A 21,084-nucleotide genomic window follows, 5' to 3' on the forward strand; every position below is an offset into this window, starting at 1 on the left:
ATCGGCGATGCCCGTTGCGGTATCGTGACGGTCACCGGCCCGACGGCCCCTTTCGCGTCCGTCGCCCTCGACGGTTGACAGATCCCATGACTTCGACCCAAGCCTCCGAAGCCCCCCGCAGCCTGACCGCCACCAGCGTCGATCGCGCAATGGGGCGGCGCCTGTGGACCGACCGCTGGTTCAAGCATTTGATGACCGCCGGCGGCCTGGGCGTCATCGTCGCCATCTCGGCCATCTTCTTCTATCTGGCCAGCGTGGTGGTGCCGCTGTTCCTGCCGCCCACCGTCGACCGCGCCACCCAGTATCCGGTGCCGGGTGCCGAGCGCCAGCCGGTCGTGGCGCTGCAGGCCGATGAACGGCTGGAGGAGCTGATCCGCGTGCAGGCCGACGGCCAGGTCGTGTACGCCGACTTCTTCAAGGGGCAGGTGCACGCCACGCGCCGCATCGAGCTGCCCGTCGGCGTGGAGGTCAGCGCCACGGCGCAGTCCGACCGCGCCTCCAAGACGGTGGCGTTCGGGCTCGCGGACGGCCGCGTCGTCGTCGCCAAGACCGGTTTCAAGACCAGCTTCGACGCCGAGGCGCGCCGCGTCATCGAGCCCGAGATCGAATACCCGGCCGGCGAGGCCCCGATCACGCTGGATCCGCAGGGCCGCCGGCTGGTGCGGCTGGCGGTGCAATCCGGCAGCGACGGCACCACGCTGGCCGGCGTCAGCGAAGACGGCCGCCTGCTGCTGAGCGCCATCTCGATCGAGCGCAACCCGATCACCGGTGCGGAAACCCTCGATACCCGCAGTGCCGAGGTCCAGCCGGCGCCGGCCGACATCCGCGAGGTGCTGGTGGAGTTCAAGCAGCGCGAGATGTTCGTGCTGACCGGCGAGCGCGAGCTGTGGCGTTACAACATCGCCGACAAGGCCGCCCCCGAACTGCTCGAGAAGGTGGCGCTGGTGCCGCAGGGCGAGCGTGTCACCGCGCTGACGATGCTGTCGGGCGGCTACTCGCTGATCGTCGGCACCGACAAGGGGCGGCTGGCGCAGTGGTTTCCGGTGCGCGAGGAGGGCACGCGCTTCAAGCTGACGCACATCCGCGACTTCGCGCCGATGCCGGGCGCGGTCACCGTGCTGGAGCCGGAGTTCAACCGCAAGGGCTTCATGGCCGGCGACGACAAGGGTCACCTCGGCAGCTATTTCGCCACCTCCAGGCGGCTGCTGTTCCAGCGCCAGCTGTCGGAGCAGCCGCTGGTGCGGCTGGGCTACCCGCCGCGCGGCAACGCCTACATGGCCGAGGACGCCGCCGGCCGCCTGCACGTGGCGCACGTCGAGAACGACTACCCCGAGGTGTCGTTCTACGCCACCTGGCAGAAGGTCTGGTACGAGAGCTACGAGGAGCCGTCGTACGTCTGGCAGTCGTCGGCGGCCAACGCCGACTTCGAGCCGAAGTTCAGCCTGGCGCCGCTGACGTTCGGCACGCTCAAGGCCGCCTTTTACGCGATGATCGTCGCGGTGCCGCTGGCCTTGCTGGGCGCGATCTACACCGCCTACTTCATGTCGCCGAAGGTGCGCGGGCTGGTCAAGCCCACCATCGAGGTGATGGAGGCGCTGCCGACGGTGATCCTGGGCTTCCTGGCCGGGCTGTGGCTGGCGCCGTTCGTCGAGAACAACCTCGCCGGCGTGCTGCTGACGATCCTTACCTTCCCGCTGACGTTCTTCGTCGCGGCGTGGCTGTTTCACCTGCTGCCCGAGGGCATCCGGCTGCGCGTGCCGTCGGGCTGGGAGGCGGCGATGCTGATCCCGGTGCTGATCGTGCAGGTGTGGCTGTGCCTGGCCATCGGCCACCCGATCGAGGCGGCGTTCTTCGGCGGCGACATGCCGAACTGGCTCAGCAACGTGGCCGGCATCAAGTTCGAGCAGCGCAACTCGCTGGTGGTGGGCATCGCGATGGGCTTTGCGGTGACGCCGACGATCTTCTCCATCGCCGAGGATGCGGTGTTCTCGGTGCCCAAGCACCTGACCACCGGCTCGCTGGCGCTGGGGGCCACGCCCTGGCAGACGCTGACGCGCGTGGTGCTGCTGACCGCCAGCCCCGGCATCTTCTCCGCCATCATGATCGGCCTGGGCCGCGCGGTGGGCGAGACGATGATCGTGCTGATGGCCACCGGCAACACCGCGGTGATGGACTTCAGCATCTTCACGGGTTTCCGCACGCTGTCGGCCAACATCGGCGTGGAAATGCCCGAGGCGGGGGTGGGCGAGACGCACTACCGGCTGCTGTTCCTGTCGGCGCTGGTGCTGTTCGGCTTCACCTTCGTCGTCAATACCCTCGCCGAACTGGTGCGGCAGCGGCTGCGCCAGCGCTACCAGACCATCTGAGCGCCGACCAAGGACACGCTGCATCATGAAAGATTGGATCAAGTCCGGTTCACCGTGGATCTGGATGACCGGCGGCGCCGTGGCGCTGGCGGTGCTGTCGGTGTTCTTCGTGCTGTGGATGACCGCGGCCAAGGGCCTGACCCACTTCTGGCCGAAGGCCGTGCTGGAGACCACCTTCCGCGACGGCGACCAGCAGGTGCGCGTCATCGGCGAGCTGCGCGAGGCCGAGGAAGTCTCGGTGCGCCGCCTGCAGGAGGCCGGCTTCAAGATCGACACCAGCGAGCCGTTCGTCGATCGCGTGCTGATCAAGCTCGGCAACCGCGACCTGACCGGCCAGGATTTCCGCTGGTTTCCGCGTCCGCTGCTGGGCGAATTCAGCTACCCGCGCGACATCCTGACCGTGGAGCGCCACGAGTGGGGCAACTTCTACGGCCACCTCAAGGCCGTCAAGGAGGGCGACCAGGTCGTCGCCGAGGGGCCGCAGGCCTGGGGCGAGCTGCAGGCGCGCGTGCAGCGCGCGCAGCGGCTGTTCCGCGAGATCCTGCGCATCGAGAAGAACGACATCGGCGACGTCAACTACCGCATGGAGCAGCTGCGCCTGCGCGAGCGCAAGGCGCAGCTGCAGGGTCGGCTCGACGAGGCGCTCAAGGCCGAGCTGGCCCAGCAGCGCGCGGCGCTGGATGCGGAGTTCGCGCGGCTGCAGGAGCGGCTGCAGACACTGCGCGAGGATATCGGCCGCGACGCGCTGGTGGCCGAGGTGGCCGACGGCCGCGCGGTGGAGGTCAAGCTCGCGCTGGTGGCCGACGTCTACCAGGCCAACGCGATGAGCACGGCGGACAAGATCGTCCACTACGTGCGCAAGTTCTGGGAGTTCCTCACCGACGACCCGCGCGAGGCCAACACCGAGGGCGGCATCTTCCCGGCGATCTTCGGCACCGTGACGATGGTGCTGGTGATGTCGGTGATCGTGACGCCGTTCGGCATTATGGCCGCGGTCTACATGCGCGAGTACGCCAGGCAGGGCCCGCTGATCCGCATCATCCGCGTCTCCGTCAACAACCTGGCCGGCGTGCCCTCGATCGTCTACGGCGTCTTCGGCCTGGGCTTCTTCGTCTACGTGCTGGGCGGCAACATCGACCGGCTGTTCTATCCGGAGGCGCTGCCGGCGCCGACGTTCGGCACGCCGGGCCTGATGTGGGCGTCGCTGACGCTGGCGATCCTGACGCTGCCGGTGGTCATCGTCGCCACCGAGGAGGGGCTGGCGCGCGTGCCGCGCTCGGTGCGCGAGGGCAGCCTGGCGCTGGGCGCCACCAAGGCCGAGACGCTGATCCGCACCGTGCTGCCGATGGCCAGCCCGGCGATGATGACCGGGCTGATCCTGGCGGTGGCGCGCGCTGCCGGCGAGGTGGCGCCGCTGATGCTGGTCGGCGTGGTCAAGCTCGCGCCGTCGCTGCCGATCGACGGCTACCCGCCGTTCATCCACCTGGAGCGCAAGTTCATGCACCTGGGCTTCCACATCTACGACGTCGGCTTCCAGAGCCCCAACGTCGAGGCCGCCCGCCCGCTGGTGTACGCCACCGCGCTGCTGCTGGTGATCCTGATCATGGTGCTGAACCTGGCCGCCATCAAGCTGCGCAACCACCTGCGCGAGAAGTACCGCGGACTGGAAAGCGTCTGACCCCCGATCCCCGAACGGCCCGCCGGCCGGCCGCCGTCGCCGCACCCGCGGGCCTCCGATGCCGAGCACGAACATGACCGAGCAAGCCAACAAGACCACCTTCGTCCAGACCCACGCGGCGTTTCACCAGGCGCCGCCGCTGGAGACGCTGCCCAAGGCGCTGGAGGTGAAGAACCTCAACCTCTGGTACGGCGACAAGCATGCGCTGCACGACATCAACATGGGCATCCCGAAAGGCAAGGTGGTGGCCTTCATCGGGCCCAGCGGCTGCGGCAAGTCCACGCTGCTGCGCTGCTTCAACCGCATGAACGACCTGGTGGACAACTGCCGCATCGAAGGCGAGATCCTGCACGAGGGCGTCAACATCTACGACCGCAGCGTCAACGTCGCGCAGCTGCGCCGCCGCATCGGCATGGTGTTCCAGAAGCCCAACCCGTTTCCGAAATCGATTTACGAGAACGTGGCCTACGGGCTGCGGCTGCTGGGCGTCAAGAACAAGGCCTACATCGACGAGGTGGTGGAAAAGTCGCTGCGCGGCGCGGCGCTGTGGGACGAGGTCAAGGACCGGCTCGACGCCAACGGCCTGAGCCTGTCGGGCGGCCAGCAGCAGCGGCTGGTGATCGCGCGCGCGATCGCGCTGGAGCCTGACGTGCTGCTGCTGGACGAGCCGTGCTCGGCGCTGGACCCGATCTCCACCGCCAAGATCGAGGAGCTGCTGATCGAGCTCAAGGAGCGCTTCACGATCGTGATCGTCACGCACAACATGCAGCAGGCCGCGCGCGTGTCGGACTACACCGCCTACATGTACCTCGGCGACCTGATCGAGTACGACGCCACCGACACGATCTTCACCCGGCCCAGGCGGCAGGAGACCGAGGACTACATCACCGGCCGCTTCGGCTGACGGCCCCACCCTCCGAGGAGCAACCCATGGACAAGCACATCTCCAGTCAGTTCGACGCCGAACTCAACTCCATCTCCACGCGCGTGCTGGAGATGGGCGGCATCGTCGAGCGCCAGATCCAGTGGGCGGTGCAGGCGCTCGTGGAGGAGGACGGCGCGCTGGCCAAGCAGGTGCTCGACGCCGAGCGCGCGATCAACGAGCTCGAGCTCGGCATCGACGCGGATCTGTCGACCACCATCGCCCGGCGCCAGCCCACCGCGCGCGATCTGCGCTTCCTGATCGGCATCTCCAAGACGGTGAGCAACCTCGAGCGCGCCGGCGACGAGGCCGCGCGCATCGCGCGCATGGCCGCCTCGATCGCCGAAAGCGGCCACGGGCGGCGCCTGCCGGTGGCGGAACTGCGCCTGGCCGGCGAGCTCGCGGCCACGCTGCTGCGCCGCGCGCTGGACGCGCTGGCGCGGCTGGACGTGGAGGAGGCGGTGACCATCATGCGCGAGGACGACCGCATCGACGTCGAGTTCAACGGCTTCGTGCGCAAGCTGGTCACCTTCATGATGGAAGACCCGCGCACGATCTCGCCGAGTCTGGACCTGCTGTTCGTCGCCAAGGCGATCGAGCGCATCGGCGACCACGCCAAGAACGTCGGCGAGATCATCATTTACATCGTCAAGGGCCTGGACGTGCGCCACGCCCCGATCGAGCAGGTGGAGTCGGTGGTGCGATGAGAAAGCTGCCGCGTGTGCTGGTGGTGGAGGACGAACCGGCGATCGCCGAGCTGATCGCCGTCAACCTGCGCCACAACGGCTTTGCCCCGATCGTGGTGTTCGACGCCGACGCGGCGCAGCGCGAGGTCGACGCCGTGCTGCCGGACGTCATCCTGCTGGACTGGATGCTGCCCGGGCGCAGCGGCGTGCAGCTGGCGCGTGCCTGGCGCATCGACGACCGCACCAAGGGCGTGCCGATCATCATGCTGACGGCGCGCTCGGAGGAGACCGACAAGGTGCAGGGGCTGGACGCCGGCGCCGATGACTACGTGACCAAGCCGTTCTCGACCCAGGAGCTGCTGGCGCGCATCCGTGCGGTGCTGCGTCGCCGCGCGCCCGAGAGCGTGCCCGACACCGTGCAGGCCGGTGCGCTGCAGCTGGATGCGGCGGCGCACCGCGTCACCTGGCAGGGGCGCGAGCTCAAGGTCGGCCCGACCGAATTCCGCCTGCTGCACTACCTGATGAAGCACCCCGAGCGCGTGCACAGCCGCGCCACGCTGCTGGACCGCGTCTGGGGTGACCACGTCTTCATCGAGGAGCGCACGGTCGACGTGCACATCAAGCGCCTGCGCGAGGCGCTGGGGCCGGCCGGGGCGATGATCGAGACCGTGCGCGGCGCCGGTTACCGGTTCTCCGCCGCCGCGATGGCTGCGGCTTGACGGGCATCAGGTCGGCGCGGTCCGGACCGTCCTACGATTGCGCTCCATGTGGCGACGTACGCTGGGCCTGACGGGTTGCTCGATCGGGGGTGCCGCGCTGGTGTGGCTGGTGCTGCCCGGGCGGGGCTTGGGCTGGCTCGGCGCGGTGGCCGGCGCGCTGGCCTGGCAGGCGTGGGATCAGCGCCGCTGGCGTGCGGTGCTGCAGTGGCTGCGTGAACCCAGCGCGGCCACCATGCCCGAGCTGGGTGGTGCGTGGGGCGAGCTGCTGGCGCGCGTGCGCCGCTCGCTCAAGGCCGCCAACCGCAAGGCGCGCAAGGCGCAGGCGCGGCTGCAGGAGTTCCTCGCCGCGATCCAGGCTTCGCCCAACGGCGTCGTGCTGCTCAGCAAGCAAGGCACGATCGAGTGGTGCAACCTGATGGCCGGCGAGCACCTGGGTTTCGACGCCAAGCGCGACCTCGGCCAGCGCATCCGCAACCTGGTGCGCGATCCGGCCTTCATTCATTACCTCAACCAGCGCGACTTCAGCCAGCCGGTGGAAATCGACGGCCGCCACGCCCGACCCGGCCATCCGCAGCGCATCGCGGTGCAGATCTTCCCCTACGCCAAGGGCCGGCGCCTGCTGCTGACGCGTGACGTCACCTCGATCGAGCTGGCGGAGGCCATGCGGCGCGATTTCGTGGCCAACGTCTCGCACGAGATCCGCAGCCCGCTGACGGTCATCAACGGCTTCATCGAGACGCTGCAGACGCTGGAGGTCGACGAGGCGCAGCGGCGGCACTTCCTGGATCTGATGGCGCAGCAGGCGCGGCGCATGCAGGCGCTGGTGGACGACCTGCTGACGCTGTCGCGGCTGGAGGGCAGCCCGGCACCGGACGCCAGCCACTGGGTCGAGGTGCCGGAGCTGGTGGACGAGGTGGCCGCGCAGGCCCGCGCGCTGGCGCAGGTGCTGCACGGCGGACGCCAGACCCTGACGGTGCACGAGGGGCCGCCGCTGCAGGTGGCCGGCGCGCACGCCGAACTGGCCAGCGCGCTGGGCAACCTGGTTTCCAACGCGGTGCGCTACACGCCCGCCGACGGTCACATCGAGCTCGGCTGGAACCTGCTGACCGACGGTGGGCTGGAGTTTTACGTGCGCGACGACGGACCCGGCATCGCGCCGGAGCACCTGCCGCGGCTGACCGAGCGCTTCTACCGCGTCGACCGCAGCCGCTCGCGCGACACGGGGGGGACTGGCCTCGGGCTGGCCATCGTCAAGCACGTGGCGCAGCGGCACGGCGGGCAGCTGCTGATCGACAGCAAGCCGGGCCAAGGCTCGACCTTCCGCCTGCGTCTGCCGCCGGCGCGCGTGGCGGCGGCGACATCGGCGACGCCGGCGGCCTGAGCGCGGTACCCGCGGCGACGGCACGGCGGTGCGCCGCTTGCGGCACCGTGCCGGCGTGCGGCGTCAGCCGTCGCCTGCGCGCTCGTACAGTTGCCAGCTTTCGCGTCCGGCGCGCAGCCGCGGAATGTCGGCGCGCAGACGCCAGCCTTCCAGATCGGTGAGGCGCGCGCGCGGGCCGGCCAGCAGCAGCGGGCAGCGAGGTTCGGCCGGGTCGTTCAGGCTCCGCAGCGACAGGCCGCCGTGGTGGCGCAGCGCGCCCAGGTCCCCGGCCGTCAGGCCGGTGACCGCCACGCATGCCCCGGACGGCACGAGGGCGGCGATGCGCTCGCTGATCGGCCGCAGGCCCAGCCCCCAGTTCAGCAGCGGCAGCCACAGCGTCATCAACAGCAGCCAGTTCAGCGTCAGCCCGGCGGCCGACAGCACCAGCCCCTTCCACAGCGCCGGCGCGTGCCTGCCGACGCGCCAGACGAGCAGACCCAGCCATGCCAGCGTGGCCGCCGCCGCCAGCGCCAGCGCCAGCGGCTCCAGCGTCGGCTGAAAGCCGGGCACCAGCCGCGCCACGTTGGCGGCGGGCTTGGGCGGCACGCCGGTCATCATCGCCACCCAGATCGTCCAGACGATGGCCGCAGCGCCTGTGTGGAACAGCAGCGCGAACCAGTCCACCGCCGCAGCCAGGCTGCCGCGCAGGGTCGGCAGCGCCCAAGCCGCCAGCGTGGCCAGCGCTGGCAGCGTCAGCAGCAGCGCACGGTCGTCGCCCTCGTCGGCGATGGCTGCCAGCAGCGTCAGCGCCGCCAGCGTCAGCGGCCAGCCGACGTGCGGCTGGCCCAGGTGGCGCCGCCAGCGCCACAGCGCCAGCAGCGCCAGCAGCGCGCTGGGCCAGACGAACCACGCCAACAGCCGGCCCAGGCTGCGCCAGGCCTCCCAGCGCAGGACGTCGAAGCCGCGCGGCCACGGCAGCGTCGCGGTGCCACCGCCCTGTGCGGCCAGGAGCGCCGCGACGCCAAGGGCGGCAGGACCGGCCAGCGCCGCCAGCGCCGCCGCGCGCGGCGCCACATCGGTGCGCCACCACCACAGCCCCAGCGCCAGCGGCAGCAGCAGCGCCAGCAGCGGTGCGCCGCTCAGCGCCAGCATCCATGCCGCCGCCCACGCCGCCAGCACCCCGGTGGCCGCAGGTGAGGCGGCGTCGGCCTCGCCGCCGATCGGCCAGCCGCGTGTGCCGCCCCAGCCGAGCAGCGCCACCGCGGCCAGCTGCACCGCCGCGGCGGTGGTCTCGTGCGCCAGCATCGCCAGTCCCAGGGTGGCCACCAGCGCCAGCAGCGCGCCGTCGGCCAGCGCCCGTGCATAGTCCACCGGGCGCACCGCCTCGCCGAAGGCCGGCGGCAGCGGCTGCGCCGCAGGTTGACGCGCCAGCCGGTAGGTGGCGTACCACGTGCACGCCAGCGTCAGGCCCAGCAACGCGATGAACGGCAGCTGCGCCGCCCAGACGGGCGGCAGCGGCAGCAGGCGCATCGCCACGGCCCCGAGCCAGTACGGCAGCCACGCCAAGGGGCGCACCGCCTCGCCCAGTACCTGCGGCTGCAGCCACGGGCCGCCGTCGCGCATGTCCAGCATCACGGCGAAGGCCGTCAGGTCGGCGCCGCGCCACGGATCGCGACCGACGAAGCCGGGCAGCACGTAAGCCACCACCAGCAGCCAGGGCACCCAGCGCGGCAGCCGGCGCACGGCCTGCGCGGTCACGAGGGCGGGGCTGGGGCGTGGGGTCATCGGCGGGGCCAGGAACGACGACGGCCCGCAAGCGGGCCGTCCGGGTCAGGGGGTGTGGCGCACGGTCCGACGCGGCGGCCGTGTCAGGCGGCGCATCACTTGGCCGCGGCGCGCGCGTAGCGGCTGCGGAACTTCTCGACGCGGCCGCCCATGGTGTCCACCGTCTTCTGCGTGCCGGTGTAGAACGGGTGCGACTCGCTGGAGGTCTCCAGCTTGAACAGCGGCAGCTCGCGGCCGTCGTCCAGCTTGATCGTCTCCTTGGTCGGGGCGCACGAGCGGATGATGAACTGGGCGCCGTTGGACAGGTCGACGAAGCAGACCTCGCGGTAGTTCGGGTGGATGCCTTCTTTCATGATGCTGATCCTCGAGGCGGCAGCCACAGGCCCGGCCCATCCGGGTGCACTTGCCGCAAATCCCTGGATTATAGATGCTCAGCCCCCGCGGCGCATCAGCTCGAAGAACTCCTGGTTGTTCTTCGTCTGCTTCATGCTCTTGAGCACCATCTCCATCGCCTCGATCTCGTCCATGTTGTAGAAGAACTGGCGCAGGATGCGGGTCTTCTGCAGGATCTCCGGCGGCAGCAGCAGCTCCTCGCGCCGCGTGCCGCTGCGGCTGAGCTGGATCGAGGGGAACACGCGCTTTTCATAGAGCCGGCGGTCGAGGTGGATCTCGCAGTTGCCGGTACCCTTGAATTCCTCGAAGATCACCTCGTCCATGCGGCTGCCGGTGTCCACCAGCGCGGTGGCGATGATGGTGAGGCTGCCGCCTTCCTCGACGTTGCGCGCGGCGCCGAAGAAGCGCTTGGGCCGCTGCAGCGCGTTGGCGTCCACGCCGCCGGTCAGCACCTTGCCGCTGGAAGGCAGCACGTTGTTGTAGGCGCGCGCCAGCCGGGTGATCGAGTCCAGCAGGATCACCACGTCCTTCTTGAGCTCGACCAGCCGCTTGGCGCGCTCGATCACCATCTCGGCCACGTGCACGTGGCGCGCCGCCGGCTCGTCGAAGGTGGAGGCGATGACCTCGCCGCGCACGGTGCGCTGCATCTCGGTCACCTCCTCGGGGCGCTCGTCCACCAGCAGCACCATCAGGATCACCTCCGGGTAGTTGGTGGTGATGGCGTGCGCGATGTGCTGCATCATGACCGTCTTGCCGCTCTTGGGCGGGGCCACGATCAGCGCGCGCTGGCCCTTGCCGATCGGGGCGATGATGTCGATGATGCGGCCGGTGATGTTTTCCTCGCTCTTGAGCCCCTCGCGCTCCAGCTTCATCTGTTCCTTGGGGAACAGCGGCGTGAGGTTCTCGAACATGATCTTGTGCTTGTTCTGCTCCGGCGGCAGCCCGTTGACCTTGTCGAGCTTGTTGAGCGCGAAGTAGCGCTCGCCGTCCTTCGGGATGCGCACGTCGCCCTCGACCATGTCGCCGGTGTGCAGGTTGAAGCGGCGGATCTGGCTCGGCGAGATGTAGATGTCGTCGGTGCTGGCGGTGTAGCTGGCACTGGGATCGCGCAGGAAGCCGAAGCCGTCGGGCAGCACCTCCAGCACGCCGTCGGCGAACACCTGCTCGCCGGCCTTGGCGCGCTTCTTGATGATGGCAAACATCAGCTCCTGCTTGCGCATGCGGCCGGTGTTCTCGATCTCGAGCGACTCGGCCATCTTCAGCAGCTCGGAGACGTGCAGGGCTTTGAGTTCGTTGAGGTGCATGGGAAGGGGCCTCCGTGCAGGGGGCGCGGCAACGTATGGGAAAGGGGGCTGCGGTCCGCGGCCGTCCGCGGCGCGGCGCAAGGGCGTCGGGGGAAGCGGGGCCACCAGACGCCGCGCGGTGCGGAGCGGGCCCCATCGCCTCGGGCGGGCGGCTGGCAGCGGGTGGCGGCGAGCCGGCAGCTTGCGCAGCCCGTATTATGGCACCGGCGCCCGCGTCGGTGCCACGGCGGCGGCTCAGGCCAGGTGGGGATCGATGAACGCGGTCAACTGCGCCTTGGTCAGCGCACCGACCTTGGTGGCGGCCAGCTGGCCGTCCTTGAACAGCATCAGCGTCGGAATGCCGCGGATGCCGTAGCGCGCCGGGATGTCGCGGTTCTCGTCGACGTTGACCTTGGCCACGACGAGCCTGCCCTGGTAGGCCTGCGCCACCTCATCCAGGATCGGCGCGATCATGCGGCACGGCCCGCACCATTCGGCCCAGAAGTCCACCAGCACCGGCGTGCCGCTCTGCAGCACGTCGCGGTCGAAGGTGGCGTCGGTCACATGTTGGATCAGGTCGCTGGCCATGGTGGTGTTGCGTCGTGGTGGACGGAAGTCGACGAGGATGGAAGGTTGGGTGACGAGCCTTGACCCCGGCACTGGCTGCACGGTTAGGGCTGCTTGGTTCCCCACCTGACCCGGTTGGCCGCTTCACCATGCGGGAAGGCCCGTCGACAAGCATTGTATGTCAGGTGGATCGGGTGCGGGGCCGTGCGCCTAGAATGCCGCCATGACCTACGTCGTGCTGGCCCGCAAGTACCGTCCCCGCACCTTCGCCGAGATGGTGGGGCAGGAGCACGTGGTGCAGGCCCTGTCCAACGCGCTGCGCAGCGGGCGGCTGCACCACGCCTATCTGTTCACCGGCACGCGCGGCATCGGCAAGACCACCGTCTCGCGCATCCTGGCCAAGTCGCTCAACTGCACCGGGCCGGACGGGCTGGGGGGCATCACCGACCAGCCGTGCGGGGCCTGTGACGCCTGCCGCGCCATCGACGCCGGCCGTTTCGTCGACTACACCGAGCTCGACGCGGCCTCCAACCGCGGCGTGGACGAGGTGCAGACGCTGCTGGAGCAGGCGGTCTACAAGCCGGTGCAGGGGCGCTTCAAGGTCTTCATGATCGACGAAGTGCACATGCTGACCAACACCGCCTTCAACGCCATGTTGAAGACGCTGGAGGAGCCGCCGGCGTACCTGAAGTTCGTGCTGGCCACCACCGACCCGCAGAAGGTGCCGGTGACGGTGCTGAGCCGCTGCCTGCAGTTCAATCTGCGGCCGATGGCGCCGGCCACCGTGGCCGAGCACCTGCAGCGCGTGCTGGCGGCCGAGGGCATCGAGGCCGAGGCGGGGGCGCTGCGTCTGCTCGGGCGCGCCGCGCGCGGCTCGATGCGCGATGCGCTGAGCCTGACCGACCAGGCCATCGCCTACGGCGGCGGACGCCTCAGCGAGGCATCGGTGCGCGCGATGCTGGGGACGGTGGAGCGCGACCACGTGCTCGCGCTGCTGGAGGCGCTGGCCGAGCGCGATGCCGCGCGGCTGGTGGCGCTGGTGGAGGCGATGCGCCGCGAGGGCGTGGCGCCCGCGGCCACGCTGGAGGAGCTGGCCGCGCTGCTGCAGCAGATCGCGGTGCTGCAGTGGACGGGGGCGCCGCCGCCGACGGACGACGAGGTGTCACCGCGCACGCTGGCGCTGGCGCAGCGTCTGGCCGCCGACCACGTGCAGCTTCTCTACAGCCTGGCGCTGCACGGCCGCGGCGAGCTGGGCCTGGCGCCGGACGAGTACGCCGCGCTGACGATGGTGCTGCTGCGTGCGCTGACGTTTGCACCGCCGGGCGGGGAGGGAGCGGGTGGGTTGCGGGCTGCCCCGGGGGCGCCAGCGGGGGCGGGGGAAGCGCCGGCCGCAGCGGCCGCGCCGGCCGGCGCCGTCGCCGAGCCGGCCGTCTCCATCGACCGCGCCGAGGTGCCGCCTGCGTCCGTTCCGCCTGTGGACGCCGCGGCGGATGGCGCGGGCGCCGCGCTGGCCGACGACTGGGCAGCGCTGGTCGAGCGGCTGGACGCCGCAGGGCGGCTGCAGGCGCTGCCGCGCGAGCTGGCGCTGCAGGCGCAGCTGGTGCAGCGCCACGCGGGCGGCTGGCGGCTGCGCTGCGCCAGCGCCATGCTGGCGCAGGACGGCCCGCGCCAGCGGCTGCAGGCCGTGCTGGCGCAGCACCTGGGCGTCGGCGAGGCCTGGCGGCTCGAGGTGGAGGTGGGCCCGGCCGAGGACACGCCGGCGCAGCGGCGCGCGCAGCGTGCCCGCGCCCGTTTGGCCGCCGCCGAGCAGGCCATCGCCGCTGACGCGGTGGTGCAGGCGCTGCAGCGCGACTGGGGCGCGCGCCTCGTCGCTGGTAGCATCGAGCCCGTGGATCCGGCGCCGTCGGCCTGAAGGTCGCCGCGCTGCGTCATGCTTTTTCGCCTTTTCCGAGGATTACCGCATGTTCAACAAGGGTCAACTCGCCGGCCTGATGAAGCAGGCCCAGGCCATGCAGGACAACCTCAAGCGCGCGCAGGAGGAGATCGCGGCGCTGGAGGTGACCGGCGAGGCCGGCGCCGGCATGGTCAAGGTCGTCATGACCGGCAAGCACGACGTGCGGCGCGTCACCATCGACCCCAGCCTGCTGACGGATGACAAGGAAATGCTGGAAGATCTGGTGGCCGCCGCCTTCAATGCAGCCGTGCGCAAGGTCGAGGAGGCCACGCAGGAGCGCATGGCGCGCGTCACCGCCGGCATGCCGGGCCTGCCCGGCGGGCTGAAATTCCCGTTCTGAGTCCACCCGCGTCCGCGATGGTCGCCGCCAGTCGCCTGGAGCGCCTGCTGGCCGCCCTGCAGCGGCTGCCGGGCGTGGGGGCGCGTTCGGCGGCGCGCATGGCCTACCACCTGCTGCAGCACGACCGCGACGGGGCTCTGGCGCTGGCGCAGGCGCTGCGCGAGGCCGTCGAGGGCGTGCGGCACTGCGCGTCGTGCCACACCCTGTGCGAGCAGGAGGTGTGCGCCACTTGCGCGGATCCGGCGCGCGATGCCAGCCAGCTGTGCGTCGTGGAGACGCCGGCCGATCAGGCGGCGCTGGAGCGCACCGGCACCTACCGCGGCCGCTACTTCGTGCTGATGGGGCGCCTGCGCCCGCTCGACGGCCTCGGGCCCGAGGCAAGCGGCGTGCGTGCGCTGCTGCAGCGGCTGCAGACCGATGCGGCCGTGCAGGAGCTGATCCTGGCCACCAGCTTCACCGCCGAGGGCGAGGCCACCGCCCACGTGCTGGCCCAGCTGGGCCGATCGCTGGGGCTGCGCGTGACGCGGCTGGCGCGCGGGGTGCCGCTGGGCAGCGAACTGGAATTCGTCGACCTGGGCACCATCGCGCATGCGCTGGCCGACCGCCGACCGACCTGAGGGGGCGCACTAGGGACATCCCGCTTCGGACAAGCCCCGATGGCCGCCCACCGGCCGGCGGGGTAACCTGTCCGTCCAAGGGCGGCGCGGTGCCGCCCGAGCGCGGCACCGGTGCCGCGCCGGCCCAGGGGGTAGGGATGGATCGCAGGCGCTGCTGCGCGGGGATGGCGACGCTGGGGCTGCTGGCGGCGTGGCCGTGGCCGGCGGTGCGCGCCGCCGGGCGCGTCGTGGTCCACGTCCAGGACAACTTCGGGCTGCGCGCGCTGCCGCTGCGGCTGGCCGAGCGGTTGGGGTACTGCGCACAGGAGGGGGTGGTGCTGCGCTGGACGCCGGAGCCGACGGAGGAGGGCACGGCGCAGGAGGGTGGCAGCGCCGCGGTGTACCTGCTGTCGCTGGACAGGCTGGCGCGGCGCGTGCTGGCCGGGGCCGATCTGCGCGTGGCGGCGGCGCTGGTGCGCGCACCCCAGTTCGCCATCGGGGTGTCGGCGCAGACCGGCGAGCTGTCTGCCGATTTCTGGCGCGAGGCGCGCGTCGGCGTGCCCCTGGGGCAGGAGGTGGCGGCGCAGCTGGCGGCGCGGGTGCTGGCCCAGGGCTGGAGCTCGGCGCCGGTGCACTGGTGGCCGCTGGAGACGCCCGACGCCGCCGTGCAGGCGCTGCAACGCGGCACCGTGCAGGCGCTGGTCTGGGGCGATCCGCTGCTGACGCGGCTGGAGCGGGCGGGGGCGCTGCGGCTGCTGGCCGACCTGCGCCATCCGCAGCAGGCGCAGCGCTGGCTCGGGGGGCCGCTGCTGTGCGCGGTGCTGGCGGCCGAGGCTGCCCAGTTCGACGCGCATGGCGAGGTCCTGCGCCGTCTGGTCGCGGCGCTGCAGCGCGCGCTCGCCTGGCTGCACGCGGCCAGCTCGGTCGATCTGGCGGTGCACGCCGACGTGGCCGGGCTGGCGCAGGACCGCGCCACCTTCCTCGGGGTGGTCGAGCGCCTGCGCCCCACCTACAGCGTGGAGGCGGCGGTGCCGCTCGGGGCGCTGCGCCATTCGTTGCGGCTGCTGGCCTCGCTGCCCGGGGGGCTGGCCTACCAGACGCTGGATCCGCTGCGGCTGCTGCCGTCGCGCGGCTGGACCTGAAGCGGCGCCACCGGGGGCGGCGCCACCGGGGGCGATAATCGATCCCGATGAACGACGCCACCCGCCAGACCGATCTGTTCGCCGACACCGAGTCGGCCGACCGGGCACGCCTGCAGGCGCTGCGCGAGCAGCTGGCTTACCACGCCTGGCGCTATTACGTGCTGGATGATCCGCAGATTCCGGATGCGGAATACGACCGGCTGATGCAGGAATTGCAGGCGCTGGAGGCGCGCCACCCCGAGTGGGTGACGCCGGACTCGCCGACCCAGCGCGTGGGTGGCCAGGCGCTGACCAGCTTTGCCAGCGTGACGCACCGCGTGCCGATGCTGTCGATCCGCACCGAGACCGACACCCGGCCCGAGGCGGCGCTGGCGTTCGATGCGCGCATCCGCCGCGAGCTGGGATTGACCGACGACGACCCACCCGTGGACTACGTGGCCGAGCCCAAGTTCGATGGCCTGGCCATCACGCTGCACTACGCGCACGGGGTGCTGGCGCGCGCCGCCACGCGTGGCGACGGCACCACCGGCGAGGACGTGACGCACACCGTGCGCACGATCGGCCAGGTGCCGCTGCGGCTGCGCGGGGCCGGCGCGGCGATCGCGCACGTGGAGGTGCGCGGCGAGGTCTACATGCGCCGCGACGACTTCGAGGCGCTCAACGAGCGCCAGCGCCAGCGCATCGCCGCCGGCGAGAAGAACGAAAAGACCTTCGTCAACCCGCGCAACGCCGCCGCCGGCGCGGTGCGCCAGCTCGATCCGGCGGTGGCGGCGGCGCGTCCGTTGAGCTTCTTCGCCTACGGCCTGGGCGAGCTCACCCCGCCCGAGGACGGCGGGCCGGTGTTCGAGCGCCACTGGCAGGTTCTGCAGGCGCTGCGTGAGTGGGGCTTTCCGGTGTCGGACCTGGCCGAGCGCTGCGCCGGCGGGGCGGCGCTGGCCGACTACCACCGCCGCATCGGCCAGCGGCGCGACGCGCTGCCGTTCGACATCGACGGCGTGGTCTACAAGGTCGACCGGCTCGACTGGCAGCGGCGGCTCGGGTTCGTGACGCGCGAGCCGCGCTGGGCGCTGGCGCACAAGTACCCGGCGCAGGAGCAGCTCACGCGCGTGCGGGCCATCGACGTGCAGGTCGGCCGCACCGGCAAGCTGACCCCGGTGGCCAAGCTCGAGCCGGTGTTCGTCGGCGGCGTCACCGTCACCCACGCCACGCTGCACAACGAGGATGAGGTGCGGCGCAAGGACGTGCGCGTCGGCGACACGGTGATCGTGCGCCGCGCCGGTGACGTCATCCCCGAGGTGGTGGCGGTGGCTCCGCCGCTGCCCGAGCCGCGCGGCGAGCCCTTCCGCATGCCCATGCACTGCCCGGTGTGCGGCAGCGCCGTCGTGCGCGAGCCGGGCGAGGTCGACCACCGCTGCAGCGGCGGGCTGTTCTGCCCCGCGCAGCGCAAGCAGGCCATCCTGCACTTTGCGCAGCGGCGCGCGATGGACATCGAGGGGCTGGGCGACAAGCTCGTCGACCAGCTGGTGGACGGCGGTCTGGTGCGCACGGTGGCCGACCTGTACCGCCTCGGCCTGCGCCAGCTCGCGGAGCTGCCGCGCATGGCCGACAAGTCCGCCGCCAACGTGCTGGCGGCGATCGAGCGCTCCAAGGCCACGACGCTGGCGCGCTTTCTCTATGCGCTGGGCATCCGCCACGTCGGCGAGCGCACCGCGCGCGACCTGGCGCGCCACTTCGGCCGGCTGGAGGCGATCATGGATGCCGACGTCGAGGCGCTGCAGCAGGTGCCCGACGTCGGCCCGGTGGTGGCGCGCAGCATCCGCACGTTTTTCGACGAACCGCACAACCGCGAGGTGGTGGAGCAGCTGCGCGCCTGCGGCGTGCACTGGCCCGAGGACGACGGTGTGCCCGAGGCCATCCAGCCGCAACCGCTGGCGGGCAAGACGCTGGTGCTGACCGGCACGCTGCCGGCGCTGACGCGCGAGCAGGCCAAGGCGCTGATCGAGGCCGCCGGCGGCAAGGTGGCCGGATCCGTCAGCCGCAAGACCGACTACGTCGTCGCGGGTGAAGCCGCCGGCAGCAAGCTGGACAAGGCGCGCGAGCTGGGCGTGCCGGTGCTGGACGAGGCCGGCCTGCGCGCGCTGCTGGCCGGCGACGCGGTCAGTCCTTGAACCTGTAGTGGTCGCGGTTGAGCACCGCGGCCACCGCCGTCACTTCCTCCGGCCAAAGCTGCAGGTTGAGCGCCGCATTGCACTGCTCGACCATGCCGCGCAGCAGGCCGGCGGTGTTGATGCGGCCCTGCGGGCGGTAGATCGCGCTGCCGTCGCCGCCGACCTTTTCGGCGTGGCACTGGCTGCAGCGGTGCTGGCGAATCAGCTGCTCGCCCAGCGCCAGGTCGGCCTCGCGAAAGATCGACGGCACCTCGGCGCGCGCGGCTGGCGTGCCCAGCAGCGCCGCGGCGGTCAGCAGCGCGCCGAACGTCCGCCACGCCAACCAGCGGTCCGGGGAGCGGATCACGGCATGCGTCGCTCGCATCGCAGATCTCCTCGCGTTGGAGGCGCCAGCGCCTGGCACCGGTCGGTGCGTCCATTCTGACGCACCACGTCAATCTTCGTCCAGTACCTGCAGGAGATCCTGCGTGAGCTGGGCTTGTTCCCGCAGCGCGTGCAGCGTCGGCCCGGTGATGACGAAGGTGTCCTCCACGCGCTCACCCAGCGTCGTCACCTTGGCCAGCTGCAGCTGCACGCGGTGCTGCGCGAACACGCAGGCTATGCGGTACAGCAGGCCCTTGCGGTCGCTGGCGGAGATCGACAGCAGCCAGCGCTGGCCGCGCTCGTCGGGCTGCAGCGAGACGCGCGGCACCACGGGGAAGCTGCGCACCCGCCGCGAGACGCGTGCGCGCGCCGGTGGCGGCAGCGGCGTGGCCGGGTCGAGCGCGCGGGGCAGGCCGCTTTCCACCAGCGTGACCAGCTCGCGGTAGTGTTCCGCCAGCGACTCGGCGGTGATCTGGAAGGTATCGAGCGCGCAGCCGTCGGCGGTGGTGTGGACCTTGGCGTCCAGGATCGAGAAGCCCGCCTGGTCGAAATAACCACAGATGCGCGCGAACAGTTCGGGCTGGTCGGCGGTGTAGACCAGCACCTGCAGCCCTTCGCCCACGGGCGACAGGCGTGCCCGCACCACCGTCGGGGTTGTCCCCCCCGCCGTGCTGTGCGCCAAGGGGCGCGACAGCTGCCGCGTGTGCCAGGCGATTTCGTCGGCGCTGTGGCGCATGAAATAACCCACGTCGAGCCGGTTCCACAGCGCCGCGTGCGCCTGGTGCGGCAGGGCGTGCAGCGCCAGCAGGGCCAGCGCCTCGCGCTTGCGCGCCTCCACCTCGGCGTGCGGGTCGGGCGCACCGCCGCCCAGCGCGCGCAGCGTGGCGCGGTAGAGGTCCTCCAGCAGGCGCGCCTTCCAGCCATTCCACACCTTGGGGCTGGTGCCGCGGATGTCGGCCACCGTCAGCAGGTACAGCCCGGTCAGGCGCCGTTCGTCGCCGACGCGCGCCGCAAAGGCCCGGATGACCTGGGGGTCGCTGGTGTCCTCCCGCTGGGCCACGTGGCTCATCGTCAGGTGCTCGGCCACCAGGAAGCGGATCAGTTCGGCATCCGCGCGCGCGATGCCGTGCTGGCGCGCGAACGTCATGACGTCGCGCGCGCCCAGCTCCGAATGGTCGCCGCCGCGCCCCTTGGCGATGTCGTGGAACAGCGCCGCCACGTAGAGAATCCAGGGCTTGTCCCAGCCGGCGGCCAGCTGCGAGCAGAACGGATATTCGTGCGCATGCTCCGGGATGAAGAAACGCCGGATGTTGCGCAGCACCATCAGGATGTGCTGGTCGACCGTGTAGACGTGGAACAGGTCGTGCTGCATCTGCCCGACCGTGTTGCGGAACGGCCACAGGTAGCGCCCCAGCACCGAGGTCTGGTTCATCAGCCGGAAGGCGTGCGTGATGCCCTGCGGCTGCTGCAGGATCTGCATGAACGTGCGGCGGTTGACCGGATCGCGCCGGAACGCCGCGTTCATCACCGGCCGCGCGTTGTAGAGCGCGCGCAGCGTGCGCGCCGACAGGCCCTTGATGCCCGGGATCTGCTGGTACAGCAGGAAGGTCTCCAGGATCGCGTGCGGCTCGCGCCAGTACAGGTCGTCGCTGGTGACCTCGAGCATGCCGTCGCGATCGGCGAAGCGCGCGTTGATCGGCCGCGGTGCCGCCGGACTGTGCAGGTCGTGCTCCAGCCGCTCGCGGATGTTGAGCAGCAGGATCTGGTTGAGCTGCGTCACCGCCTTGGCGGCCCAGTAATAGCGGCGCATCAGCCGCTCGCTGGCGCGGCGCGCGCGCCGCGCGGTCTGCTCGCGGCCCTGCGCCGGCGGCAGCTGGGCATCCAGCCCGAAGGCCGCCGCCAGCGCCGACTGCAGGTCGAAGACCAGCCGGTCCTCGCGCCGCCGCGCCAGCACGTGCAGCCGCGCGCGGATCAGGCTGAGCAGCGCCTCGTTGGCGCGCAGCTGGCGCGCCTCGTGCGGCGTGGCCAAGCCCCGGCGCGCGAGTTCCGCCCACGTCTGCCCGAAGCCGGCCGCCTTGGCCACCCACAGGATGACGTGCAGGTCGCGCAGCCCGCCGGGCGACTCTTTGCAGTTGGGCTCCAGCGCATAGGGGGTGTTCTCGTAGCGCTGGTGGCGCTGCTGCATCTCGAACTGCTTGGCGCGGCAGAAGGCCAGCGGATCGAGCGCTTCGTGCACCCGCTGCAGCAGCCGGCGCGCCGCCGCGCGCGGGCCGGCCAGCCAGCGCGCCTCCAGCAGCGCCGTCTGCACCGTGATGTCGCCGGCGGCTTCCTGCAGGCACTCCCCCACGGTGCGGGCGCTGGAGCCGACCTCCAGCCCGACGTCCCAGCAGGCGCCGACGAAGCGCTCCACCGCGGCGCGCCGGGCTTCGTCGGCCGCGTCGGGCAGCAGCACCAGCACGTCGATGTCGGAGTAGGGAAACAGCTCGCCGCGCCCGTAGCCGCCCACCGCGAGCAGGGCCAGCCCGGGAGGCATCGCCAAGCCGTGCCACAGCGCGCGCAGGGTCTGGTCGGTGAGGCGTGCCAGCCGGCGCAGCAGCGGTCGCACCCCGGCGCTGCGCCCGCCCAACGCCTCGATCGCGGCCAGGATCTCGGCCTTGCCTTGCCGGTGGCGCTCGCGCAACGCGACCAGCGCGGCCGCGGGATCGGTGGGGACGGCGGGATTCGGGTTCATGGCCGGCCGTGATAGCAAGGGCCGTGCCGCC

The 21,084-nt window shown here is 71.5% G+C and carries 17 protein-coding genes and 1 other RNA gene; 11 read left to right on the forward strand and 7 right to left on the reverse strand.

The features are described from left to right. The first annotated feature begins 86 nt into the window (after window positions 1–86). The 6 genes from Tsedi_RS01285 to phoR all read left to right on the forward strand — a co-directional run bounded on the left by Tsedi_RS01285 (window position 87) and on the right by phoR (window position 7,752). Window positions 87–2,366, forward strand: coding sequence for an ABC transporter permease subunit (locus tag Tsedi_RS01285; RefSeq protein ID WP_143892797.1), 2,280 nt, complete (start codon window positions 87–89; stop codon window positions 2,364–2,366). A gap of 25 nt (window positions 2,367–2,391) precedes the next feature. Continuing rightward, on the forward strand, window positions 2,392–4,044 hold the full coding sequence (pstA, locus tag Tsedi_RS01290) for a phosphate ABC transporter permease PstA (protein WP_143892800.1): 1,653 nt from the start codon (window positions 2,392–2,394) through the stop codon (window positions 4,042–4,044). A 73-nt stretch (window positions 4,045–4,117) separates the two neighbouring features. Further along, the gene (gene pstB / locus Tsedi_RS01295) at window positions 4,118–4,948 is read left to right on the forward strand and encodes a phosphate ABC transporter ATP-binding protein PstB (RefSeq protein WP_143892802.1); all 831 of its coding nucleotides are present in this window, start codon (window positions 4,118–4,120) and stop codon (window positions 4,946–4,948) included. A gap of 26 nt (window positions 4,949–4,974) precedes the next feature. Continuing rightward, window positions 4,975–5,673 carry a phosphate signaling complex protein PhoU gene (gene phoU, locus Tsedi_RS01300; RefSeq protein ID WP_143892804.1) on the forward strand — a complete coding sequence of 233 codons (699 nt, stop codon included), beginning with the start codon at window positions 4,975–4,977 and terminating at the stop codon, window positions 5,671–5,673. Further along, window positions 5,670–6,371 (forward strand): phosphate regulon transcriptional regulator PhoB, encoded by a 702-nt coding sequence (phoB, locus tag Tsedi_RS01305; protein ID WP_143892806.1) that lies wholly within the window; start codon window positions 5,670–5,672, stop codon window positions 6,369–6,371. Before phoU ends, phoB begins: the two co-directional genes overlap by 4 nt. A 46-nt stretch (window positions 6,372–6,417) precedes the next feature. Beyond that, the gene (gene phoR, locus Tsedi_RS01310) at window positions 6,418–7,752 is read left to right on the forward strand and encodes a phosphate regulon sensor histidine kinase PhoR (RefSeq protein ID WP_143892809.1); all 1,335 of its coding nucleotides are present in this window, start codon (window positions 6,418–6,420) and stop codon (window positions 7,750–7,752) included. A gap of 63 nt (window positions 7,753–7,815) precedes the next feature. On the opposite strand, the gene Tsedi_RS01315 is transcribed toward phoR, so the two are convergent. From Tsedi_RS01315 to ffs, 5 genes are all read right to left on the reverse strand, one after another. Continuing rightward, entirely contained in the window at window positions 7,816–9,516 is a 1,701-nt protein-coding gene (locus Tsedi_RS01315) for a hypothetical protein (RefSeq protein WP_143892811.1), read from the reverse strand. Window positions 9,517–9,611: 95 nt separating this feature from the next. After that, complete coding sequence (locus tag Tsedi_RS01320; protein WP_132962640.1) at window positions 9,612–9,869, reverse strand: type B 50S ribosomal protein L31; 258 nt, start codon at window positions 9,867–9,869, stop codon at window positions 9,612–9,614. Between the two features lie 78 nt (window positions 9,870–9,947). After that, window positions 9,948–11,213 (reverse strand): transcription termination factor Rho, encoded by a 1,266-nt coding sequence (gene rho / locus Tsedi_RS01325; RefSeq protein ID WP_143892813.1) that lies wholly within the window; start codon window positions 11,211–11,213, stop codon window positions 9,948–9,950. A gap of 234 nt (window positions 11,214–11,447) precedes the next feature. Next, window positions 11,448–11,780, reverse strand: coding sequence for a thioredoxin TrxA (trxA, locus tag Tsedi_RS01330; protein WP_143892815.1), 333 nt, complete (start codon window positions 11,778–11,780; stop codon window positions 11,448–11,450). A 48-nt stretch (window positions 11,781–11,828) separates the two neighbouring features. Then, an RNA gene (gene ffs, locus Tsedi_RS01335) (signal recognition particle sRNA small type) lies at window positions 11,829–11,925 on the reverse strand. Window positions 11,926–11,982: 57 nt separating this feature from the next. Here ffs and dnaX point away from each other — a divergent pair. The 5 genes from dnaX to ligA all read left to right on the forward strand — a co-directional run bounded on the left by dnaX (window position 11,983) and on the right by ligA (window position 17,959). Further along, on the forward strand, window positions 11,983–13,671 hold the full coding sequence (gene dnaX, locus Tsedi_RS01340) for a DNA polymerase III subunit gamma/tau (protein WP_143892817.1): 1,689 nt from the start codon (window positions 11,983–11,985) through the stop codon (window positions 13,669–13,671). Window positions 13,672–13,720: 49 nt separating this feature from the next. Continuing rightward, a complete protein-coding gene (locus tag Tsedi_RS01345; RefSeq protein WP_143892819.1) occupies window positions 13,721–14,053 on the forward strand; it encodes a YbaB/EbfC family nucleoid-associated protein in 333 nt (110 codons plus the stop codon). A gap of 17 nt (window positions 14,054–14,070) precedes the next feature. Beyond that, a complete protein-coding gene (gene recR / locus Tsedi_RS01350) occupies window positions 14,071–14,670 on the forward strand; it encodes a recombination mediator RecR (RefSeq protein ID WP_143892821.1) in 600 nt (199 codons plus the stop codon). A 137-nt stretch (window positions 14,671–14,807) separates the two neighbouring features. Continuing rightward, window positions 14,808–15,791 (forward strand): ABC transporter substrate-binding protein, encoded by a 984-nt coding sequence (locus Tsedi_RS01355; protein WP_143892824.1) that lies wholly within the window; start codon window positions 14,808–14,810, stop codon window positions 15,789–15,791. A gap of 47 nt (window positions 15,792–15,838) precedes the next feature. Next, on the forward strand, window positions 15,839–17,959 hold the full coding sequence (gene ligA, locus Tsedi_RS01360) for an NAD-dependent DNA ligase LigA (protein WP_143892826.1): 2,121 nt from the start codon (window positions 15,839–15,841) through the stop codon (window positions 17,957–17,959). Here the strand turns inward: ligA and Tsedi_RS01365 are convergent. Next, window positions 17,949–18,323: a hypothetical protein gene (locus tag Tsedi_RS01365; protein WP_246099133.1), complete on the reverse strand. Its 375-nt coding sequence runs from the start codon at window positions 18,321–18,323 to the stop codon at window positions 17,949–17,951. The genes ligA and Tsedi_RS01365 overlap by 11 nt on opposite strands. 69 nt (window positions 18,324–18,392) lie before the next feature. Next, window positions 18,393–21,053, reverse strand: coding sequence for a [protein-PII] uridylyltransferase (locus tag Tsedi_RS01370; RefSeq protein WP_143892828.1), 2,661 nt, complete (start codon window positions 21,051–21,053; stop codon window positions 18,393–18,395). Window positions 21,054–21,084: the final 31 nt, after the last annotated feature.

Origin of the sequence: Tepidimonas sediminis, from assembly GCF_007556605.1 — a bacterium.
Taxonomy (GTDB): Bacteria; Pseudomonadota; Gammaproteobacteria; order Burkholderiales; family Burkholderiaceae_C; genus Tepidimonas; species Tepidimonas sediminis.

Excerpts from the sequence above, each read along its gene's own strand:
- Tsedi_RS01285 (WP_143892797.1), top strand. The coding sequence starts at position 87 with ATGACTTCGACCCAAGCCTCCGAAGCCCCCCGCAGCCTGACCGCCACC.
- pstA (WP_143892800.1), top strand. The coding sequence starts at position 2,392 with ATGAAAGATTGGATCAAGTCCGGTTCACCGTGGATCTGGATGACCGGC.
- pstB (WP_143892802.1), top strand. The coding sequence starts at position 4,118 with ATGACCGAGCAAGCCAACAAGACCACCTTCGTCCAGACCCACGCGGCG.
- phoU (WP_143892804.1), top strand. The coding sequence starts at position 4,975 with ATGGACAAGCACATCTCCAGTCAGTTCGACGCCGAACTCAACTCCATC.
- phoB (WP_143892806.1), top strand. The coding sequence starts at position 5,670 with ATGAGAAAGCTGCCGCGTGTGCTGGTGGTGGAGGACGAACCGGCGATC.
- phoR (WP_143892809.1), top strand. The coding sequence starts at position 6,418 with ATGTGGCGACGTACGCTGGGCCTGACGGGTTGCTCGATCGGGGGTGCC.
- Tsedi_RS01315 (WP_143892811.1), bottom strand. The coding sequence starts at position 9,516 with ATGACCCCACGCCCCAGCCCCGCCCTCGTGACCGCGCAGGCCGTGCGC.
- Tsedi_RS01320 (WP_132962640.1), bottom strand. The coding sequence starts at position 9,869 with ATGAAAGAAGGCATCCACCCGAACTACCGCGAGGTCTGCTTCGTCGAC.
- rho (WP_143892813.1), bottom strand. The coding sequence starts at position 11,213 with ATGCACCTCAACGAACTCAAAGCCCTGCACGTCTCCGAGCTGCTGAAG.
- trxA (WP_143892815.1), bottom strand. The coding sequence starts at position 11,780 with ATGGCCAGCGACCTGATCCAACATGTGACCGACGCCACCTTCGACCGC.
- dnaX (WP_143892817.1), top strand. The coding sequence starts at position 11,983 with ATGACCTACGTCGTGCTGGCCCGCAAGTACCGTCCCCGCACCTTCGCC.
- Tsedi_RS01345 (WP_143892819.1), top strand. The coding sequence starts at position 13,721 with ATGTTCAACAAGGGTCAACTCGCCGGCCTGATGAAGCAGGCCCAGGCC.
- recR (WP_143892821.1), top strand. The coding sequence starts at position 14,071 with ATGGTCGCCGCCAGTCGCCTGGAGCGCCTGCTGGCCGCCCTGCAGCGG.
- Tsedi_RS01355 (WP_143892824.1), top strand. The coding sequence starts at position 14,808 with ATGGATCGCAGGCGCTGCTGCGCGGGGATGGCGACGCTGGGGCTGCTG.
- ligA (WP_143892826.1), top strand. The coding sequence starts at position 15,839 with ATGAACGACGCCACCCGCCAGACCGATCTGTTCGCCGACACCGAGTCG.
- Tsedi_RS01365 (WP_246099133.1), bottom strand. The coding sequence starts at position 18,323 with ATGCGAGCGACGCATGCCGTGATCCGCTCCCCGGACCGCTGGTTGGCG.
- Tsedi_RS01370 (WP_143892828.1), bottom strand. The coding sequence starts at position 21,053 with ATGAACCCGAATCCCGCCGTCCCCACCGATCCCGCGGCCGCGCTGGTC.